Annotated in this window: 20 protein-coding genes; all 20 read left to right on the forward strand. The window is 73.1% G+C overall.

Annotation, left to right across the window (positions count from 1 at the left end):
• Positions 1–7 precede the first annotated feature (7 nt).
• The 20 genes from KZQ38_RS01620 to ccsB all read left to right on the forward strand — a co-directional run bounded on the left by KZQ38_RS01620 (position 8) and on the right by ccsB (position 16,464).
• Complete coding sequence (locus tag KZQ38_RS01620) at positions 8–244, forward strand: glutaredoxin family protein (RefSeq protein ID WP_219437648.1); 237 nt, start codon at positions 8–10, stop codon at positions 242–244.
• A gap of 295 nt (positions 245–539) precedes the next feature.
• Complete coding sequence (locus tag KZQ38_RS01625; protein WP_257900565.1) at positions 540–1,328, forward strand: redox-sensing transcriptional repressor Rex; 789 nt, start codon at positions 540–542, stop codon at positions 1,326–1,328.
• Positions 1,329–1,389: 61 nt separating this feature from the next.
• Entirely contained in the window at positions 1,390–2,712 is a 1,323-nt protein-coding gene (locus tag KZQ38_RS01630) for a glutamyl-tRNA reductase (protein ID WP_219437652.1), read from the forward strand.
• Positions 2,709–3,650 carry a hydroxymethylbilane synthase gene (hemC, locus tag KZQ38_RS01635; protein WP_219437654.1) on the forward strand — a complete coding sequence of 314 codons (942 nt, stop codon included), beginning with the start codon at positions 2,709–2,711 and terminating at the stop codon, positions 3,648–3,650. Before KZQ38_RS01630 ends, hemC begins: the two co-directional genes overlap by 4 nt.
• Before the next feature lie 14 nt (positions 3,651–3,664).
• Positions 3,665–5,197 carry a bifunctional uroporphyrinogen-III C-methyltransferase/uroporphyrinogen-III synthase gene (locus KZQ38_RS01640; RefSeq protein WP_219437657.1) on the forward strand — a complete coding sequence of 511 codons (1,533 nt, stop codon included), beginning with the start codon at positions 3,665–3,667 and terminating at the stop codon, positions 5,195–5,197.
• Between the two features lie 59 nt (positions 5,198–5,256).
• A complete protein-coding gene (gene hemB, locus KZQ38_RS01645) occupies positions 5,257–6,234 on the forward strand; it encodes a porphobilinogen synthase (protein ID WP_219439259.1) in 978 nt (325 codons plus the stop codon).
• Entirely contained in the window at positions 6,231–6,752 is a 522-nt protein-coding gene (locus KZQ38_RS01650) for a hypothetical protein (protein WP_219437659.1), read from the forward strand. Before hemB ends, KZQ38_RS01650 begins: the two co-directional genes overlap by 4 nt.
• 42 nt (positions 6,753–6,794) lie before the next feature.
• Positions 6,795–7,436: a hypothetical protein gene (locus tag KZQ38_RS01655; protein ID WP_219437661.1), complete on the forward strand. Its 642-nt coding sequence runs from the start codon at positions 6,795–6,797 to the stop codon at positions 7,434–7,436.
• A 178-nt stretch (positions 7,437–7,614) separates the two neighbouring features.
• Positions 7,615–8,148, forward strand: coding sequence for a hypothetical protein (locus KZQ38_RS01660; protein WP_219437663.1), 534 nt, complete (start codon positions 7,615–7,617; stop codon positions 8,146–8,148).
• Entirely contained in the window at positions 8,145–8,546 is a 402-nt protein-coding gene (locus KZQ38_RS01665) for a hypothetical protein (RefSeq protein WP_219437665.1), read from the forward strand. Before KZQ38_RS01660 ends, KZQ38_RS01665 begins: the two co-directional genes overlap by 4 nt.
• Positions 8,547–8,568: 22 nt before the next feature.
• Positions 8,569–9,144, forward strand: a complete 576-nt coding sequence (locus KZQ38_RS01670; protein ID WP_219437667.1) for a hypothetical protein — start codon at positions 8,569–8,571, stop codon at positions 9,142–9,144.
• The gene (locus KZQ38_RS01675; RefSeq protein ID WP_219437669.1) at positions 9,141–9,668 is read left to right on the forward strand and encodes a hypothetical protein; all 528 of its coding nucleotides are present in this window, start codon (positions 9,141–9,143) and stop codon (positions 9,666–9,668) included. Before KZQ38_RS01670 ends, KZQ38_RS01675 begins: the two co-directional genes overlap by 4 nt.
• A complete protein-coding gene (mce1N, locus tag KZQ38_RS01680) occupies positions 9,668–10,108 on the forward strand; it encodes a transport-regulating membrane protein Mce1N (protein ID WP_219437671.1) in 441 nt (146 codons plus the stop codon). The genes KZQ38_RS01675 and mce1N overlap by 1 nt, the downstream gene beginning before the upstream one ends.
• A gap of 38 nt (positions 10,109–10,146) precedes the next feature.
• Positions 10,147–10,473 (forward strand): hypothetical protein, encoded by a 327-nt coding sequence (locus KZQ38_RS01685; protein WP_219437673.1) that lies wholly within the window; start codon positions 10,147–10,149, stop codon positions 10,471–10,473.
• A gap of 10 nt (positions 10,474–10,483) precedes the next feature.
• Positions 10,484–11,773, forward strand: coding sequence for a glutamate-1-semialdehyde 2,1-aminomutase (hemL, locus tag KZQ38_RS01690; RefSeq protein ID WP_219437675.1), 1,290 nt, complete (start codon positions 10,484–10,486; stop codon positions 11,771–11,773).
• A 41-nt stretch (positions 11,774–11,814) separates the two neighbouring features.
• The gene (locus KZQ38_RS01695) at positions 11,815–12,423 is read left to right on the forward strand and encodes a histidine phosphatase family protein (RefSeq protein ID WP_219437677.1); all 609 of its coding nucleotides are present in this window, start codon (positions 11,815–11,817) and stop codon (positions 12,421–12,423) included.
• On the forward strand, positions 12,420–12,992 hold the full coding sequence (locus KZQ38_RS01700; protein ID WP_219437679.1) for a TlpA disulfide reductase family protein: 573 nt from the start codon (positions 12,420–12,422) through the stop codon (positions 12,990–12,992). The genes KZQ38_RS01695 and KZQ38_RS01700 overlap by 4 nt, the downstream gene beginning before the upstream one ends.
• A 245-nt stretch (positions 12,993–13,237) precedes the next feature.
• Positions 13,238–13,969: a cytochrome c biogenesis CcdA family protein gene (locus KZQ38_RS01705; RefSeq protein ID WP_219439261.1), complete on the forward strand. Its 732-nt coding sequence runs from the start codon at positions 13,238–13,240 to the stop codon at positions 13,967–13,969.
• A 50-nt stretch (positions 13,970–14,019) separates the two neighbouring features.
• Positions 14,020–15,507 (forward strand): cytochrome c biogenesis protein ResB, encoded by a 1,488-nt coding sequence (resB, locus tag KZQ38_RS01710; RefSeq protein ID WP_219439263.1) that lies wholly within the window; start codon positions 14,020–14,022, stop codon positions 15,505–15,507.
• Complete coding sequence (gene ccsB, locus KZQ38_RS01715) at positions 15,508–16,464, forward strand: c-type cytochrome biogenesis protein CcsB (RefSeq protein WP_219437682.1); 957 nt, start codon at positions 15,508–15,510, stop codon at positions 16,462–16,464.
• Positions 16,465–16,501 lie beyond the last annotated feature (37 nt).

The following is a 16,501-nucleotide window of genomic DNA, read 5'->3' on the forward strand; positions in this document are numbered from 1 at the left end:
TGGTCGGGTGAGCCACCGCGTGACGCTGCTGAGCCGGGTCGACTGCCACTCCTGCGAACGGGCCGCCGCCGACCTGGCGCGGATCTGCGGCGAGCTGGGCGTGCCGTGGGAGGTCCAGGACGTCGACGGCGACCGCGAACTGCGTGCCGAGTACGGCGACCGCGTGCCGGTGATCCTGGTGGACGGCGTCGAGCACGGCTACTGGTCGGTCGAGGAGGACCGGCTGCGGGCGGCGCTCGCCTGACCGGCCTCCTCCCGGTCGGGTGATCCGCGGCGAACCGGGACGAGGCGGGCTCGGAACACCTCGGTGACCACCGGATCCGGTGAACCGGAGGGGCGTTCGGCCCGCACCACGTGAAGTTCGCCCGAAAGTGCTCCGCGCCGTCGCGTATCCACGCGGCGGCGCGGCTCACTTTCGGGTCATGGGGGGCGTTGACCGGGACCAACCGGCGGGCCGCCGACTTTGTGCACACGTTCACAAGCGGTACGGTGGGCGTGTCACTCCGCTGGTGGCGATACCCGGCGGGTCAGTGCTTCCGATGTCGAGGAGAGCCAGCGTGGTGGATCGGCGGGGCGACGGTGACGAGGGCGTGACCACCACCTCGAAGCCGCCCGCCGAGTCGCCCGTCGACGTCCGCGAGCGGGCCCGTGCCATCCCGGAGGCGGCCGTCGCGCGGCTCGCCGTGTACCTGCGGGTGCTGTCCGGCATGGCCGAGCAGGGCGTGACGACCATCTCCAGCGAGGAGCTGGCGGGCGCGGCCGGGGTCAACTCGGCGAAGCTCCGCAAGGACCTCAGCTACATCGGGTCGTACGGCACGCGGGGTGTCGGGTACGACGTCGAGGTCCTCGTGAGCCACATCGAGCGCATCCTCGGGCTCACCCGCAAGCACTCCGTCGCGGTCGTCGGGATCGGTAATCTTGGTCACGCGCTGGCCAACTACGGCGGCTTCCCCAGCCGGGGGTTCCCGGTGGCCGCGCTGTTCGACATCGACCCGGACCTGACCGGTGTGCCGGTAGGCGGAATCCCCGTCGACCACATCGATGACATCACCACCGTGTGCGCCGAGCGGGAGGTCTCGATCGGCGTCATCGCGACGCCCCCGCAGGCGGCTCAGGCGGTCTGCGACCGTTTGGTATCCGCCGGAGTGCAGTGCATCCTGAACTTCGCACCCGTCGTGCTCCAAGTGCCGGACTACGTCGAGGTGCGCAAGGTCGACCTGGCGGTCGAGATGCAGATCCTGTCGTTCCACGTCGCGCGGCGGGCTGACGAGGCCGCCGGTGACGTCGTCAACGGTGTCGGTGTGGACGGGGTGGTGATTCGCCCGTGATCGTGCGGGTAGTGGGCCGAACGGCCCCGGGTGGCGCGTCGGGTGCTGGCTCGGTGCCGGCATGAGCGTCCTGGTCGTCGGGCTGTCCCATCGCACCACACCGGTGCCCGTGCTGGAACGCGCCGCCGTCGCGGACGCCGACCTCGGCAAGGTCCTCGACCAGCTGCTGAAGGCGCCCAGCGTGTCCGAGGCCGTGCTGCTGTCGACCTGCAACCGGGTCGAGGTGTACGCCGTGGTCGAGAGCTTCCACGGCGGCGTGAACGAGGTCGTGGAGGTGCTCGCCCGGCAGTCCGGCGCGGAGCCCGGTGACCTGTTCGAGAACCTGTACGTGCACTACTCCGCCGCCGCCGTGGAACACCTGTTCTCGGTCGCGGGCGGCCTGGACTCGATGGTGGTCGGCGAGGCCCAGATCCTCGGCCAGCTCCGCACCGCCTACAACCGGGCGGACGAGGCGGGCGTGGTCGGCCGCGTCCTGCACGAGCTGGTCCAGCAGGCGCTGCGGGTCGGCAAGCGCGTGCACGCCGACACCGACATCGACCACGCGGGCGCGTCCGTGGTGTCCGAGGCGCTCGCCGACGCCGCGCGCGCCCTGGGCGGCCTGGCGGGCCGCACCGCCCTGATCGTGGGCGCGGGCTCGATGGGCGGCCTGGCCGCCGCGCACCTGCGCCGCGCGGGCATCGGCGAGGTCGTGGTCGCCAACCGCACCGCCGCCAACGGCGCGCGCCTGGCCACCGCGCTGGCGGCGGACGGCGTGCGTGCCCGTTCGACCGGCCTGACCGACCTGGTGGACGAGATCGCGCGGGCGGACGTCCTGTTCGCCTGCACCGGCTCCGCGGAGACCGTCGTCGGCGCCGAGCTGATCGGCGAGCGCGCGCCCGACCGGCCGCTGGTCGTGTGCGACCTCGGCCTGCCCAAGGACGTGGACCCCGCCGCCGAGCTGCTGTCCGGCGTGCGCGTGGTCGACCTGGAGACCCTGCAACGCCGCCTGTCCGACGCGCCCGCGGGCCTGGACGCCCAGCGGGCGGCGGAGATCGTGGCCGAGGAGGTCCGCGGTTACCTGGCCGGGCAGCGCTCGGCCGAGGTGACGCCGACCGTGACGGCACTGCGCAAGCGCGCCGCCGAGGTCGTCGACGCGGAGCTGCTGCGGCTGGACTCGCGGCTGCCCGAGCTGGACGGCGCGGTGCGCGCCGAGCTGGCGAAAACCGTGCGGCGGGTGGTCGACAAGCTCCTGCACACCCCGACCGTGCGGGTGAAGGAGCTGGCCGCCGGCCCGGCCGGTGCGGGTTACGCCGAGGCGCTCCGCGAGCTGTTCGGCCTCGACCCGCAGAAACCCGCCGCCGTCAGCACCCCCCATTCGACGCGACCCAAAGGTGAGAAGCGGTGAACCGCACCCTGAGGATCGGCACCCGCGGCAGTGCACTGGCACTGGCGCAGACCGGTCACGTGGCCGACGCGTTGCGCGCCGCAGGCGCCGACGTGGAGATCGTGACCATCGCGACCCCCGGCGACCGGTCCTCCGCGCCGATCCCCGAGATCGGCATCGGGGTGTTCACCTCGGCGCTGCGCGACGCGCTCGCCCGCGGTGAGATCGACGCCGCCGTGCACTCGTACAAGGACCTGCCGACCGCGCGCGACCCGCGCCTGGCCCTGCCCTCCGTGCCGCCGCGCGAGGACCCGCGCGACGCCCTCGTCGCCCGCGACGGGCTCACCCTGGGCGAGCTGCCCGCGGGGTCGAAGGTCGGCACGGGTTCGCCGCGCCGCGCGGCGCAGCTCGCCGCGCTCGGCCTCGGCCTGGAGATCGTGGGGCTGCGCGGCAACGTGGACACGCGCATCCGCAAGGTGACCGACGGCGAGCTGGACGCCGTCGTGCTGGCCCGCGCCGGCATCTCCCGGCTGGGCCGCGTCGCCGAGATCACCGAGACCCTGGAGCCCATCCAGCTGCTCCCCGCGCCCGCGCAGGGCGCGCTCGCGGTGGAGTGCCGCGTCGACGACGTCGACACCGAGCACCTCCTCCGGTCCACGCTCGACGATTCGGCCAGTCGGGCCGCTGTCACCGCCGAGCGGGCCCTGCTGGCCCGGCTCGAAGCGGGGTGCAGCGCGCCGGTCGGCGCACTGGCCGATGTGGTGGAAGACCTTGACGACCAGGGAGCGGCAGTCCTCCGCCTGTCCCTGCGCGGGGTCATGGCGACGGAGGACGGCGACCTCCTCCGTGCGTCCGCCACCGGTGACTTGACCGCAGCAGAGGAACTCGGCCGCGCGCTGGCCGTCGAGTTGCTCGACCTCTCCGGCCTCGCCGCTGCGCGGTCGGAGGGGCGTAGTTGATGGGGAGTGCCCTGATGACCCGCGCACGCAAGACCCCCGGCCGCGTCGCCTTCGTGGGCTCCGGCCCCGGCGACACCGGCCTGCTCACGGTCCGCGCCCGTGACCTGCTCGCCAAGTCCGAGCTGGTGGTGACGGACCCGGACGTGCCGTCCGAGGTGGTCGCCCTCGTCCCGGACGGCGTCGAGGTGCGGCCGGCCGTCGGCGACCCCGCCGACGTGGCGAAGGACATGGTGGCCGAGGCGAAGAACGGCCGCGCCGTGGTCCGGCTGGTGGCGGGCGACCCGCTGACGCTGGACTCCGTGGTGAAGGAGGCGCACGCCGTCTCCAAGACGACGATCGCGTTCGACGTGGTGCCGGGCGTCCCGGCGGGCACGGCGGTGCCCGCGTACGCGGGCGTGGCGCTCGGCGCGGTGCACACCGAGGCCGACGCCCGCGGCGTCACGGACTGGGCGAGCCTGGCCGCCGCGCCCGGCACGCTGGTGCTGCACGCCACCGCGAGCCACCTCGCCGAGGCGGCGTCCTCCCTGGTGGAGCACGGCGTCGCGCCGCAGACCCCGGTCGCCGTCACCGCGGACGGCACCGGGTTCGGGCAGCGCACCGTGGACACCTCGCTGGCGTCGCTGGCCGCCGACGCGGGCGACCTGGGCGGCCCGCTGGTCGTCACGGTCGGCAGCGCCGTCGCCGGTCGCGCGAAGCTGTCCTGGTGGGAGTCGCGGGCCCTGTACGGCTGGCGCGTGCTGGTGCCGCGCACCAAGGAGCAGGCGGGCGCGATGAGCGACCGGCTGCACTCGCACGGCGCGATCCCGGTGGAGGTGCCGACCATCTCGGTCGAGCCGCCGCGCAGCCCGGCGCAGATGGAGCGCTCGGTGAAGGGCCTGGTCGACGGCCGCTACCAGTGGGTGGTGTTCACCTCGACCAACGCCGTGCGCGCGGTGTGGGAGAAGTTCCGCGAGTTCGGCCTGGACGCGCGGGCGTTCTCCGGCGTGAAGATCGCGTGCGTCGGCGAGTCGACGGCGGCCAAGGTGCGGTCGTTCGGGATCATCCCCGAGCTGGTGCCCTCCGGCGAGCAGTCGTCCGAGGGCCTGCTGGCCGACTTCCCGCCCTACGACGACATCCTGGACCCGGTGGACCGGGTGCTGCTGCCGCGTGCCGACATCGCCACCGAGACCCTCGCGGCCGGCCTGCGGGAACGCGGCTGGGAGATCGACGACGTCACGGCCTACCGCACCGTGCGCGCCGCTCCGCCGCCCGCCGACACCCGCGAGATGATCAAGTCCGGCGGGTTCGACGCGGTGTGCTTCACCTCGTCGTCCACGGTCCGGAACCTGGTCGGCATCGCGGGCAAGCCGCACGCGCGCACCCTGGTGGCGTGCATCGGCCCGCAGACCGCCGAGACCGCGCGTGAGTTCGGCCTCCGGGTCGACGTCCAGCCGGAGGACGCCAACGTCCCCGCCCTGGTCGACGCGCTCGCGCAGCACGCGGCCCGGTTGCGGGCCGAGGGGGCGCTGCCCCCGCCGCGCAAGACCAAGCGCCTGCGCCGTTCGTGAAGCGAGGGGTCGGGGCCCGCGGGTCCCGACCCCCTTTCCGTCATCTGGGAGTGCCGACCGTGTTCCCCGCCCACCGCCCCCGTCGACTGCGCACCACCCCCGCGATGCGCCGCCTGGTCGCCGAGACCACGCTGCGGCCCCGGCAGCTCGTGCTGCCGATGTTCGTGAAGGAGGGCGCGACGGCGCCGGTCGAGATCGAGTCCATGCCGGGTGTCGTCCAGCACACCCGTGATTCACTGCGCAAAGCCGCCGTGGAGGCCGTGCAGGCCGGTGTCGGCGGGCTGATGCTGTTCGGCGTGCCGGCGACCCGGGACGCCGTCGGCTCCGGCGCGACCGACCCGGACGGCATCCTCAACGCCGCTCTGGCCGACCTGCGTGCCGAACTCGGCGACAGCACCGTGCTGATGTCGGACTGCTGCCTGGACGAGTTCACCGACCACGGCCACTGCGGCGTGCTCACGCCCACCGGCGAGGTGGACAACGACGCCACGCTGGAGCTGTACGGCGAGATGGCCGTGGCGCAGGCCCGCGCGGGCGCCCACGTGGTGGGTCCGAGCGGCATGATGGACGGCCAGGTCGGCTTCATCCGCGGGGTGCTCGACGACGCCGGGTTCACCGACACCGGCATCCTCGCCTACGCGGTCAAGTATTCGTCCGCGTTGTACGGCCCGTTCCGCGAAGCGGTGGAATCGCAGCTCGTGGGCGACCGCAAGACCTACCAGCAGGACCCGGCCAACGCCCGCGAGGCGTTGCGCGAGGTCGAGCTGGACCTCGCCGAGGGCGCGGACATGGTGATGGTGAAGCCCGCGCTGCCGTACCTGGACGTGGTGCGCGCCGTGCGGGAGATCGCCCACGTGCCGGTCGCGGCGTACCAGATCTCCGGCGAGTACGCGATGGTCGAGGCCGCCGCCCGCAACGGCTGGATCGAGCGCGAGCGCACCGCGCTGGAGACGCTGACGTCGATCCGGCGGGCGGGTGCGGACATCGTGCTGACCTACTGGGCCGCGGAGGCGGCGCGTTGGCTGGACCGGGAGTGACGCCGCCGAAGCCGCTCGACGTCGCGCGGTGGCTGTGGATCGCCAGTGCCGTGGTCGGGCTGGGCCGGTTCCTGGTGCAGCTCGCCGACCGGGGCACGTTGATCGAGGTGCTCCGCGAGGAGCAGGCGCGGCAGGGGATCACCCTGGGGCAGGACGAGCTGGACGCGGGCGTGTCCGGCGGCATCCTGCTCGGCTTGCTGATGGGCGGGTTGCTGGTGCTGGTGTACGTGGCGCTGGCGAACCGGATGGCACGCGGGCGCAACTGGGCGCGGATCGCGTTGACGGTGTTCGGCGTGGTCGGCGCGGTGGTCGGGGTGACCCGGCTGATCCTCGTCGTGTCGGGCCTGGGCGCGTTCTACGGGCTGTCCGTCGCGCCGGTCGACCTGGCCTTCGGGGTGGCCACGATGCTGCTGGACGCGACCGCCGTGGTCCTGATGTACCTGCCATCAGTTTCCGGGTACTTCCGATCACAGCGCACCGTCGCCGGTAAAACACCGCAGGTAGCTAACGGATTGTGATTAGCGGTCGACGCGCATCCCCGGCACTTCTACGGTCCGCGCATGACCTCTCCTCAGGACCCCTACGGGCAGCAGGGCGGCTACCAGCAGCAGCCCGGCGGGTACCCGCAGCAGCCCGGTTACCCGCAGCAGCCCGGTTACCCGCAGCAGCCCGGTTACCCCCAGCAGCCGGGCTACCCGCAGCAGCCCGGTTACCCGCCGCCCGCGCCGCCGCTCGCGCCGGGTGAACTCCAGCGCCCGCCGCGCCCGGCCGCGGTCGACGCCGCGTTCATGCTGTGGCTGGTCGGCGCCGGCGTCGGCATCCTGTCCAGCATCATCAGCTTCATCACCGCGCAGGCGCTGTACGACGAGCTGACCAGGGGTCTCGGGCCCGAGTACAAGTCCCTCGCCGGCGGTCCCGCGTACGGCGGCGCGATCTTCAGCATCGTCCTGTGCGCGGTGTGGGTCGTCGTGGTGCTCCAGATGCGCAACGGCGCGAACTGGGCCCGCATCGTGCTGACCGTGCTGGGCGCGTTGTCCGTCATCGGCGGGCTGGCCGGGCTCACCAGCTTCGGCCTGATGTTCTCGATCGGCCTGTTCGGCATCGTGCAGGCGCTGCTGTCGCTGGTGTCCCTGGTGGTCACCGTCGCCGCGATGGTGTTCATGTTCAAGCCGGACGCCAACCACTACTTCAAGATGAGCTGACACCGGCCCGGTGACGTGCCCGCGGCCGGGCACGTCACCGCCTTCACCGCACCAAGGGAAGGTAAACGCGACGAAAGTCGCGCAGGTGGGACGACGTTTGTCGACGATTCGGTTGCGGTCGTCCAACGTCCGCCTGTCGCGGTGGACAGCGACACCACCGGGTTCTAGCGTTCCCCGCGTGACCACTCCACAGGACCCGAACGGCGGCCAGCAGCAGCCGTACATCCCCCCGCCCCCGCCGCTGAGCGCGTCGGAGTTGCAGGGCTCGGGCGGCGGACCCGCGCTACCGGTGCCCAAGGAGGTGCAGATCTCCTTCTGGATCTGGATCGCGGGCGCCGCCCTGTCGGTGCTGGGCTCGTTGCTGGCCCTCACCCAGCGGGACGCGATCGCGCAGGTGCTGCGCGAGTCGCCGCAGTCCCGCGGCCTGTCGCCGGACGAGTTCGACGCGGCCGTGACGGCCAGCATCCTGTTCGCCGTGGTGATCGGCCTGGTGTTCGCCGGGTTGTACGTGTTGTTCGCGTTCAAGGCGCGAGCCGGCCGGAACTGGGCGCGGGTCGTGCTGACCGTGCTCACCGCCCTGAGCCTGCTCGCCCTGGTGACCGGCGCGTCCGTGTCCGGCCTGCTCACGTCGCTGGCCAGCGTCGTCGCCGTGGTGCTGCTGTACATGCCGAACGCGAAGGCGTACTTCGACGCCCACAAGCGCCAGGCGTGACCCGACCACCGGCGACCGCCCGCGCGGCGGTCGCGCTGTGGTACGCCCTGGCCGCGTTCGGCCTGCTCAACGCCGCCTACCTGTGGGTGCGGCGCGGTGCGCTGGACGAGGCCGCGGCCAGGGGTGGTGTCGCCGCGTCCACCGTGACCGCGCTGCTGGTGCAGCTCACGGTGGCCGCGGTGCTGTTCGGGGCCGGGTACGCGGTGCTCGCCCGGTTCCTGCGGCTGGGCAGGCGGTGGTCGCGGGGCGCGCTCACCGCCCTGGCCCTCGCGCACGTCCTGTGGCTGGTGCTCACCCGGACGGCCGGGGTGAACGCGGTGGTCCTGCTGCTCCTCGCGGCCGGTTCCGCGCTCACGTGGCTGCGCGGTACGGCACAGTGGGTGCAGCAGTCCCAGTAGCGTCCCCGCCGGAGTGCCCGCCATGCCCGAGCCCGACCCGTTCGCCTCGCCGTTCCGACCGGTCGACCTGCCGGGCGGTGCGGCCGGTTTCGCCGGGTACCCGCTGCCGATGCCGGCCGACCCGCGCGGGTTCGCCCCGCGCCGCCCCGCCGCGTTGACCGTCTCGTCCTGGAGCTGGCTCGCGGGCACGGCGCTGGTGGTCGTGTTGCTGCCCGCCGTGTTCTACACCGACGACGGCGCGCTGGTGCGGTACCTCCACGAGGACTCCGGCAACTCCTACCGCAGCGCGGTGTTCGCGGCCCGCCTCACGCCGGTGCTGTTCGCGCTCGGGTTCGCCGCACCGGCCGTGCTGTACGTGGTCGCCGCGGTGAAGCTGCGTGCCGGGCGGGACTGGGCGCGGGTGCTGCTCGCCGTGCTCGGCGTGCCCGCCCTGCTGTTCGGCCTGGCCCTGCTCGCCGGGTTCGCGAGCGGCGGCGTGCCGTACGGGAACTGGCTGGTCGGCACGGCGTGGTCGCTGCTGTTCCTGTGCGCGGTGCTGCTGGGCGCGGTCACCATGTTCCTGCCGCCGGCCAACGACTACGTGAAGGCGGTGCGATGACACAGCCGCCGTTCGACCCCTACGAGAACCCGGTGCACCCGGTGCACCTGCCGCAGGCGGGTCCGGCGCAGCCCGTCGGGTTCCCCGGCCACATGCGTGGTGTCGACCAGCGCACGACGGTCGTGACGCGGCCGAACGTGGTGTTCGCGGCCTTCGTGGTGTGGTTGTTCGCGGCGCTGGCGTGGCCCGTCGGCACGGTGGTGCGCACGGTGGTCGAGATCGGCGCGTTCGGCGGGTTCGGGCCGGTGATGACGTTGTTCGCCACCGGGTGCCTCGCGGTCGGCGGCGTGTGGGGCGCGATCGCGTTCCTCGGCGGCAGCTACTACGCGCGGATCGCGTTGTGCGGCGGGCACCTGGTCATCGGCGTGCTGGCCGTGGCGGCGGCGGTCGTCGCGGCGCGGGACGGCGACGTGGCGGCCGGTTCGTGGGTGGTGATCGCGCTGCGGCTGGCGTTGCCCGTCGTGGCGGCGGTGCTCAGCTTCCTGCCCGGCACGCGCGGGTACTTCGCGGGGAACCTCGCCTGATGGAGCAGCCCGTCCTGTACCGGGAGGCAGGCGCGTCCTGGTGGCCGCTGCTGTGGGGACCGGTGTTCGCGGCGGCCGGGTTCGGCGTGGAGGCGTTGACCGGGTCCGCTTGGCCGGCGTTGTGGGTGTTCGTGGCGTGCGTGTTGTTCGTGTCGACGGTGTTGTGGGTGCAGGGCCGACGACGCGTGTACGGCGTGCGGCTCACGCCCGTGGCGTTGCACCAGGGCCGAGAAGAGCTGCCGGTGCGTGACATCGCCGCCGCGTCCGGCGTGGAGCCGCGGGCGGGTGCGAGGGTCCTCGGCGGCGGCTGGGCGTTGCCCCGCGGCGCGGAACCGGTGCCGCTGCGGCTGGTCGACGGCGCGGTGGTGCTGGGCTGGGCGCGGGACGCCGACGCGTTGCGCGTCGAACTCGACCGCCTCCTCGCGCGTCGGGAGTCCTGACCCGACGGGGCCGGCCCGGTCGTGAGAGGCTGACCACCGTGACCGCTGCCACCCCCGCGCACCGCCTGCCGGAGCCGCCGAAGCTGCACCAGCCCAAGCGGGCGATCGCGGCGGCGGGCGAGGTGGTGGCCGCGGTGGCGCTGGTGCTGCTCGCGGCCTGGTGCTGGCAGCGCGGCATCGTGCGGTACAGCTACCCGCTGGACGACCACCCGCCGCTGGAGTCCACCCGCTACCTGGGCAACTGGATCGGCGGCGCGATCGGTCTCGGCACGGTGGCGGGCGTGCTGCTGCTGGACGCGGTGCGGCAGGCGGTGCTCGCCATCCGCACCCGTGGTCGGCAGCAGGGGGTCGAAGCGGACGTGTGAGACTGGGGGCGTGACTTCCACGCGATCCCAGGCACTGTTCGAGCGCGCGTCGGCGGTGATCCCCGGTGGCGTCAACTCGCCGGTCCGGGCCTTCCACTCGGTCGGCGGCACGCCCCGGTTCATGGTCCGCGGCGAGGGCCCGCACCTGTGGGACGCCGACGGCAACCGGTACGTGGACCTGGTGTCCTCCTGGGGGCCGATGATCCTCGGGCACGCCGACCCGCGGGTCGTGGCGGCGGTGCGCGAGGCCGCGACCGGCGGCCTGTCGTTCGGCACGCCCACCGAGGGCGAGATCGAGCTGGCCGAGGAGATCATCGCCCGCGTCGCGCCGGTGCGCCAGGTGCGGCTGGTGAACTCCGGCACCGAGGCCACCATGAGCGCGATCCGGCTGGCGCGCGGCTTCACCGGCCGCCGCAAGGTGGTGAAGTTCGCGGGCTGCTACCACGGCCACGTGGACGCGTTGCTCGCCCAGGCGGGCTCCGGCGTGGCCACGCTCGGCCTGCCCACCTCGCCCGGCGTGACGGGCGCGCAGGCCGCCGACACCATCGTGCTGCCGTACAACGACATCGAGGCCGTGCGCGCCGCGTTCGCCGAGAACCCGGACGAGATCGCGTGCGTGATCACCGAGGCGGCGGCGGGCAACATGGGCGCGGTCCCGCCGAAGCACAACGCCGAGCTGCTGGAGCTGTGCCACGCCCACGGCGCGCTGCTGGTGGTGGACGAGGTGATGACCGGCTTCCGGGTGTCCCGCGCCGGTTGGTTCGGCCTGGAGAACGTGCCGGGCGACCTGTACACGTTCGGCAAGGTCATGTCCGGCGGACTGCCCGCCGCCGCGTTCGGCGGGCGTGCCGACGTGATGGCGAAGCTCGCCCCGGCCGGCCCCGTCTACCAGGCGGGCACGTTGTCCGGGAACCCGGTCGCGGTCGCGGCTGGCCTGGCGACGCTGCGTGCCGCCACCGACGACGTGTACCTGGCGCTGGACGCCAATGCGACCCGCCTGGGCGCCCTGTTCACCGCCGCGCTCACCGAGGCGGGCGTGCCGCACCGCGTGCAGTTCGCGGGCAACCTGCTCAGCGTCTTCTTCACCGAGGACGAGGTGGTGGACTACGCGGGCGCGCAGGCCGCGCAGACCTGGCGGTTCCCGCCGTTCTTCCACGCGTTGCTGGAGCGCGGCGTGTACCCGCCGCCGAGCGCGTTCGAGGCGTGGTTCGTCAACGCCGCCATGACCGAGGAGGACTTCGCGGTGATCGGGGACGCCCTGACGCACGCCGCCCGCGCCGCCGCGGCGGCCAAGCCGTGACCGGCACGCCGGCCGCCGGCGGTGGTCGCACGGTCGTCCACATGTTGCGCCACGGCGAGGTGCACAACCCGACCGGCGTCCTCTACGGCAGGCTGCCCGGCTTCAACCTGTCCGAGCGGGGCAGGCGGCAGGCCCTGACCGTCGCCGAGCACCTGAAGGGCCACGACATCGCGCACGTCGTCGCGTCGCCGCTGGACCGGGCGCGGCAGACGGCCGCGCCGATCGCCGACTCGCACCGCGTCGAACTGGCCGTCGACGAGCGGCTGATCGAGGCGGACAACCGGTTCGAGGGGTTGAAGGTGTCGGTCGGCGACGGCGCGCTGCGGTCGCCGAAGCACTGGCCGAAGCTGGTCAACCCGTTCCGGCCGTCGTGGGGCGAGCCGTACCTGGAGATCGCGCACCGGATGCTCGGCGCCGTGCAGCGGGCGCGGGTCGCGGCCGAGGGGCGCGAGGCGGTGTGCGTGTCCCACCAGCTCCCGATCTGGACGCTGCGCAGGTTCCTGGAGGGCAAGCGGATGTGGCACGACCCGCGCCGCCGCGAGTGCTCGCTGGCGTCGTTGACCAGCCTCGTGTTCGAGGGCGAGGAGCTGGTGCGCCTCGTCTACACCGAGCCCGCGGGCGCGACGAACCCGAGGGTGACCGGGGCGTGAAGCGGCTGCTGGCGGTGGTGCTGCTGCTGTTCGCGGCGGCGTGCTCGACGGGTGACGACGCCGTGGTGGCGGGTTCGGAGTTCCAGTTCGTCGCGCCCAACGGCGAGGTGCGCATCCGGTACGACGCGGCGGACCGCAAGGTCGTGCGCGGGTTGTCCGGGCCGGACGTGCGGGTGGACGGCGAGAACGTCTCGTTGGACGACTACGCGGGCAAGGTCGTGGTGGTCAACATCTGGGGCTCCTGGTGCCCGCCGTGCCGCACCGAGGCGCCCGAGATGCAGAAGGTGCAGGACGAGACCGGCCCGCTGGGCGTCCAGGTGCTGGGCATCGCGGTGAAGGAGAGTTCGGTCGACGGGCCGCGCGACTTCCTCGCCAACCGCAAGTTGAGCTACCCGTCGATCTACGACGAGTCGGGCCGCTCGCTGCTGGCGTTCAAGGGCCTGCCGCCGAACACCGTCCCGTCCACGATCGTGCTGGACAAGCAGCACCGGGTGGCGGCGGTGTTCCTGGAGGGCCTGATCGCCACCGACCTCCTGCCGCTGGTGCGCGAGCTGGCCGCCGAGGCGTGACCGGCGCGGTCCGGGTGCCCGGACCGCGCTCCCCGGATCTCCCGGCCGCGTCCTCGTGGTCCGCCGCCCCCGGATCTCCCGGCCCGGTCCGCGCGCCCCCGACCTCCCGGCCGGGTCCGCGTGGTCCGGCGCGGGGCTCCGCCGATCGGGTCGACCAACCCCGCGCGCGGCTCGGGAAGTGACGTATTTACCCTGTTCGTGTGGATCCCACGCAGCTCGCCGTGTCCGGCCCGATCGTGCTGGCCATGGGTGTGGCGGTGCTCGCGGGCGCGATCTCCTTCGCGTCGCCGTGCGTGGTGCCGCTGGTGCCGGGGTACCTCGCCTACCTGGCCGGCCTGGTGGGCGCCGAGGCGCCCGCGGTCGAGGCGGGTGAGGGCCGGCGGTCCGGTCGGTGGCGGGTGGCCGGGGCGGCGTTGTTGTTCGTGCTCGGGTTCACCGTCGTGTTCGCCCTGACGTCGTTCGTGGTCCTCGGCCTGACCCAGGCGCTCTACTTCGACGCGGACGTGTTCCAGCGCATCGGCGGTGTCATCACCATCGCCATGGGCCTGGTGTTCATCGGCCTGGTGCCCGCGCTTCAGAAGGACGTCCGCCTCCACCGCAGGCCACGCGGCGGGCTGATCGGCGCGCCGCTGCTGGGCGGGGTGTTCGCGCTCGGCTGGACGCCGTGCGTCGGCCCGACGCTGGCCGGCGTCCTCGCCCTGGCCCGCGCCACCGAGGTCGGCTCGGCCACGGCACGCGGCGCGGTGCTGGTGGTCGCCTACTGCCTCGGCCTGGGGCTCCCGTTCGTGTTGATCGCGCTGGGCGCGCGCTGGGCGGTGCGGGTCACCGGGTGGCTGCGCGCGCACGTCCGCCAGGTGCAGGTGTTCGGCGGGGTGATGCTGATCGCCGTGGGTGTCGCGCTGGTCACCGGGGTGTGGGGGGAATTCGTGTTCTGGTTGCGGGACGCCGTCGTCAACGACCTCAGGCTGCCGCTCTAGTGCGCGCCGCCCTCGCCTTCCTGCGCAACACGTGGCGCGGTCTGACCGCGATGCGCACCGCGCTGACCCTGCTGTTCCTGCTGGCGCTCGGCGCGCTGCCCGGCGCGTTGCTGCCGCAGCGCTCGCTGAACGCGCGCAAGGTCACCGAGTACATCGCCGAGAACGGCTGGTGGGGTCGCTTCCTGGACCGCCTCCAGTTCTACGACGTGTACGCGAGCTACTGGTTCTCCGCGGTCTACGTGCTGCTGTTCGTGTCCCTGGTGGGCTGCCTGCTGCCGCGCTCGTGGGAGTACGTCCGGCAGATGCGGGCGAAGCCCGTGCTCACCCCGCGCAACCTGGCCCGCATGCCGCACCACGCGTCGGCCGAGCTGCCCCTCACGCCCGACGCCGCGGTGGAGCGCGCGCGGGAACGGCTCAGGGGCTGGCGGCTCGTGGCGCGCGAGGAGGCGTCGGGCGCTCGCACGATCAGCGCCGAGCGTGGTTTCCTCCGCGAGACCGGCAACCTGGTGTTCCACTTCTCGCTGCTGGGCCTGCTGGTGGCGTTCGCGCTCGGCAAGATGTTCGGCTACGAGGGCCAGGTCATCGTCCAGGCCAACGGCGGCCAGTTCTGCAACTCCGGCGTGTTCAACTACGACACGTTCCGGCCGGGGCTGCGCGTCGACGGCACGGACCTGAACCAGTTCTGCGTGAAGGTCGACGGCTTCCACGCGACCTACCTGCCCAACGGCCAGGCGGAGACGTTCCTCGCGGACATCGGCTTCCAGTCCGGCGCGGACCTGGAGAGCGGCGAGTGGCGGCCGTACCCGCTGGAGGTCAACCACCCGCTGCGCACCGCGGGCGACCGCGTCTACCTGCTCGGCCACGGCTACACGCCGCTGTTCACGGTCACCTTCCCGAACGGCGAGCAGCGGGTCGGCGCGACCCAGTGGCGGCCGGTGAACGAGCTCACCCTGGCCTCCGAGGGCGCCACCAAGTTCGACCCGCCGGGCGTGCCGGACGCCGAGCAGCGCCGCCGCGGCCAGCTCGCGATCACCGGCCTGCTCGCGCCGACCGCGACGTTCCGGGGCGAGCTGCTGGACTCGGCGTTCCCCGAGGCCCGCGACCCGGCCGTCGCGGTCGACGTCTACCGGGGCGACCTGGGCACCGACTCCGGGCGCGGCCAGTCCATCTTCTCCATCGACCAGAAGATGGTGACGGACGGCAAGCTCGCGAAGGTGGCCCGGCAGAACCTCCGGAAGGGCGAGTCGCTGACCCTGGACGACGGCACCGTGATCCGGTTCGACGGCGTCCGCGACTGGGTGTCGATCCAGGTGTCGCACGACCCGACGCAGACGTGGGTGCTCGCCTTCTCCGTGCTGGTCGTCCTGGGTCTCGCGGTGTCGCTGACGGTGAAGCGCCGCCGGGTGTGGGTGCGGGCGACGCCCCAGGATGACGGGCGTACGGTTGTCGAGGTCGGCGGGCTGGCGCGCACCGACCAGGCCGGGTACGGCGAGGAGTTCACCGCCCTGTCCCGGGACCTGCTCAAGAAGGAGAGCTAGATGCCGGTCAACACGACGCTGGCCACGTTCAGCGACTGGACCTACGGGGCGGCCGTCGCGGTCTACGTCATCGCTGCCGTCTTCTACCTGTGCGAGCAGGCGTTCGCGAAGCACAAGCCGCGCGAGCGGGCCATGGTGGCGGCCGGCGCCGAGACCACGCAGGCCGCGGGCACCGCCGAGGACGGCACGTGGACACCGGGCCTGGTGGTGCGCGAGGAGCGCTCGCGGGCCGAGGTGCTCGGGCGGATGGGCGTCGCGCTGACCCTGCTGGGCGCGTTGCTGCACGGCGCTTCGCTGGTGCTGCGCGGCCTGGCCACCGAACGCGCCCCGTGGGGCAACATGTACGAGTACACGTCGCTGCTCACGTTCGCGGCGGTCGTGGGCTGGCTGGTGCTGATGCGCATGTTCCCGGTGCGCAAGCTCGGCGGGTTCGTGCTGGTGCCGATCGGCATCCTGATGTTCCTCGGCGGCACCGTGCTGTACGCGGAGGCCGCGCCCGTGCAGCCCGCGTTGCAGTCGTACTGGCTCGTGGTGCACGTGTCGGTGATCTCGGTGTCCAGCGGCCTGTTCCTGCTGCCGGGCGTGGCGAGCGTGCTGTACCTGCTGAAGTCGTCGGGCCGGGCGAAGTTCGCGAAGCTCCCCGACCCCGGCGTGCTGGACCGGTTGGCCTACCGCAGCACGGTGTTCGCGTTCCCGCTGTTCACGCTCGGCATCATCTGCGGCGCGATCTGGGCCGAGGCGGCGTGGGGCCGGTTCTGGGGCTGGGACCCCAAGGAGACGGTGTCGTTCGTGGCGTGGGTCGTGTACGCGGCGTACCTGCACGCCCGTGCGACGGCGGGCTGGCGTGGGCGTCCGTCGGCGTGGATCAACACGGTCGGTTTCGCCCTCACGGTGTTCAACTTGTTCTTCATCAACCTGGTCACGACCGGGTTGCACTCTTACGCGGGTGTTGGCTGAGACCGCACACCCAGTGTCGTGGAACCGCTGCGGGCCG

The sequence above is a fragment of the Saccharothrix obliqua genome (assembly GCF_019375475.1).
Lineage (GTDB): Bacteria > Actinomycetota > Actinomycetes > Mycobacteriales > Pseudonocardiaceae > Actinosynnema > Actinosynnema obliqua.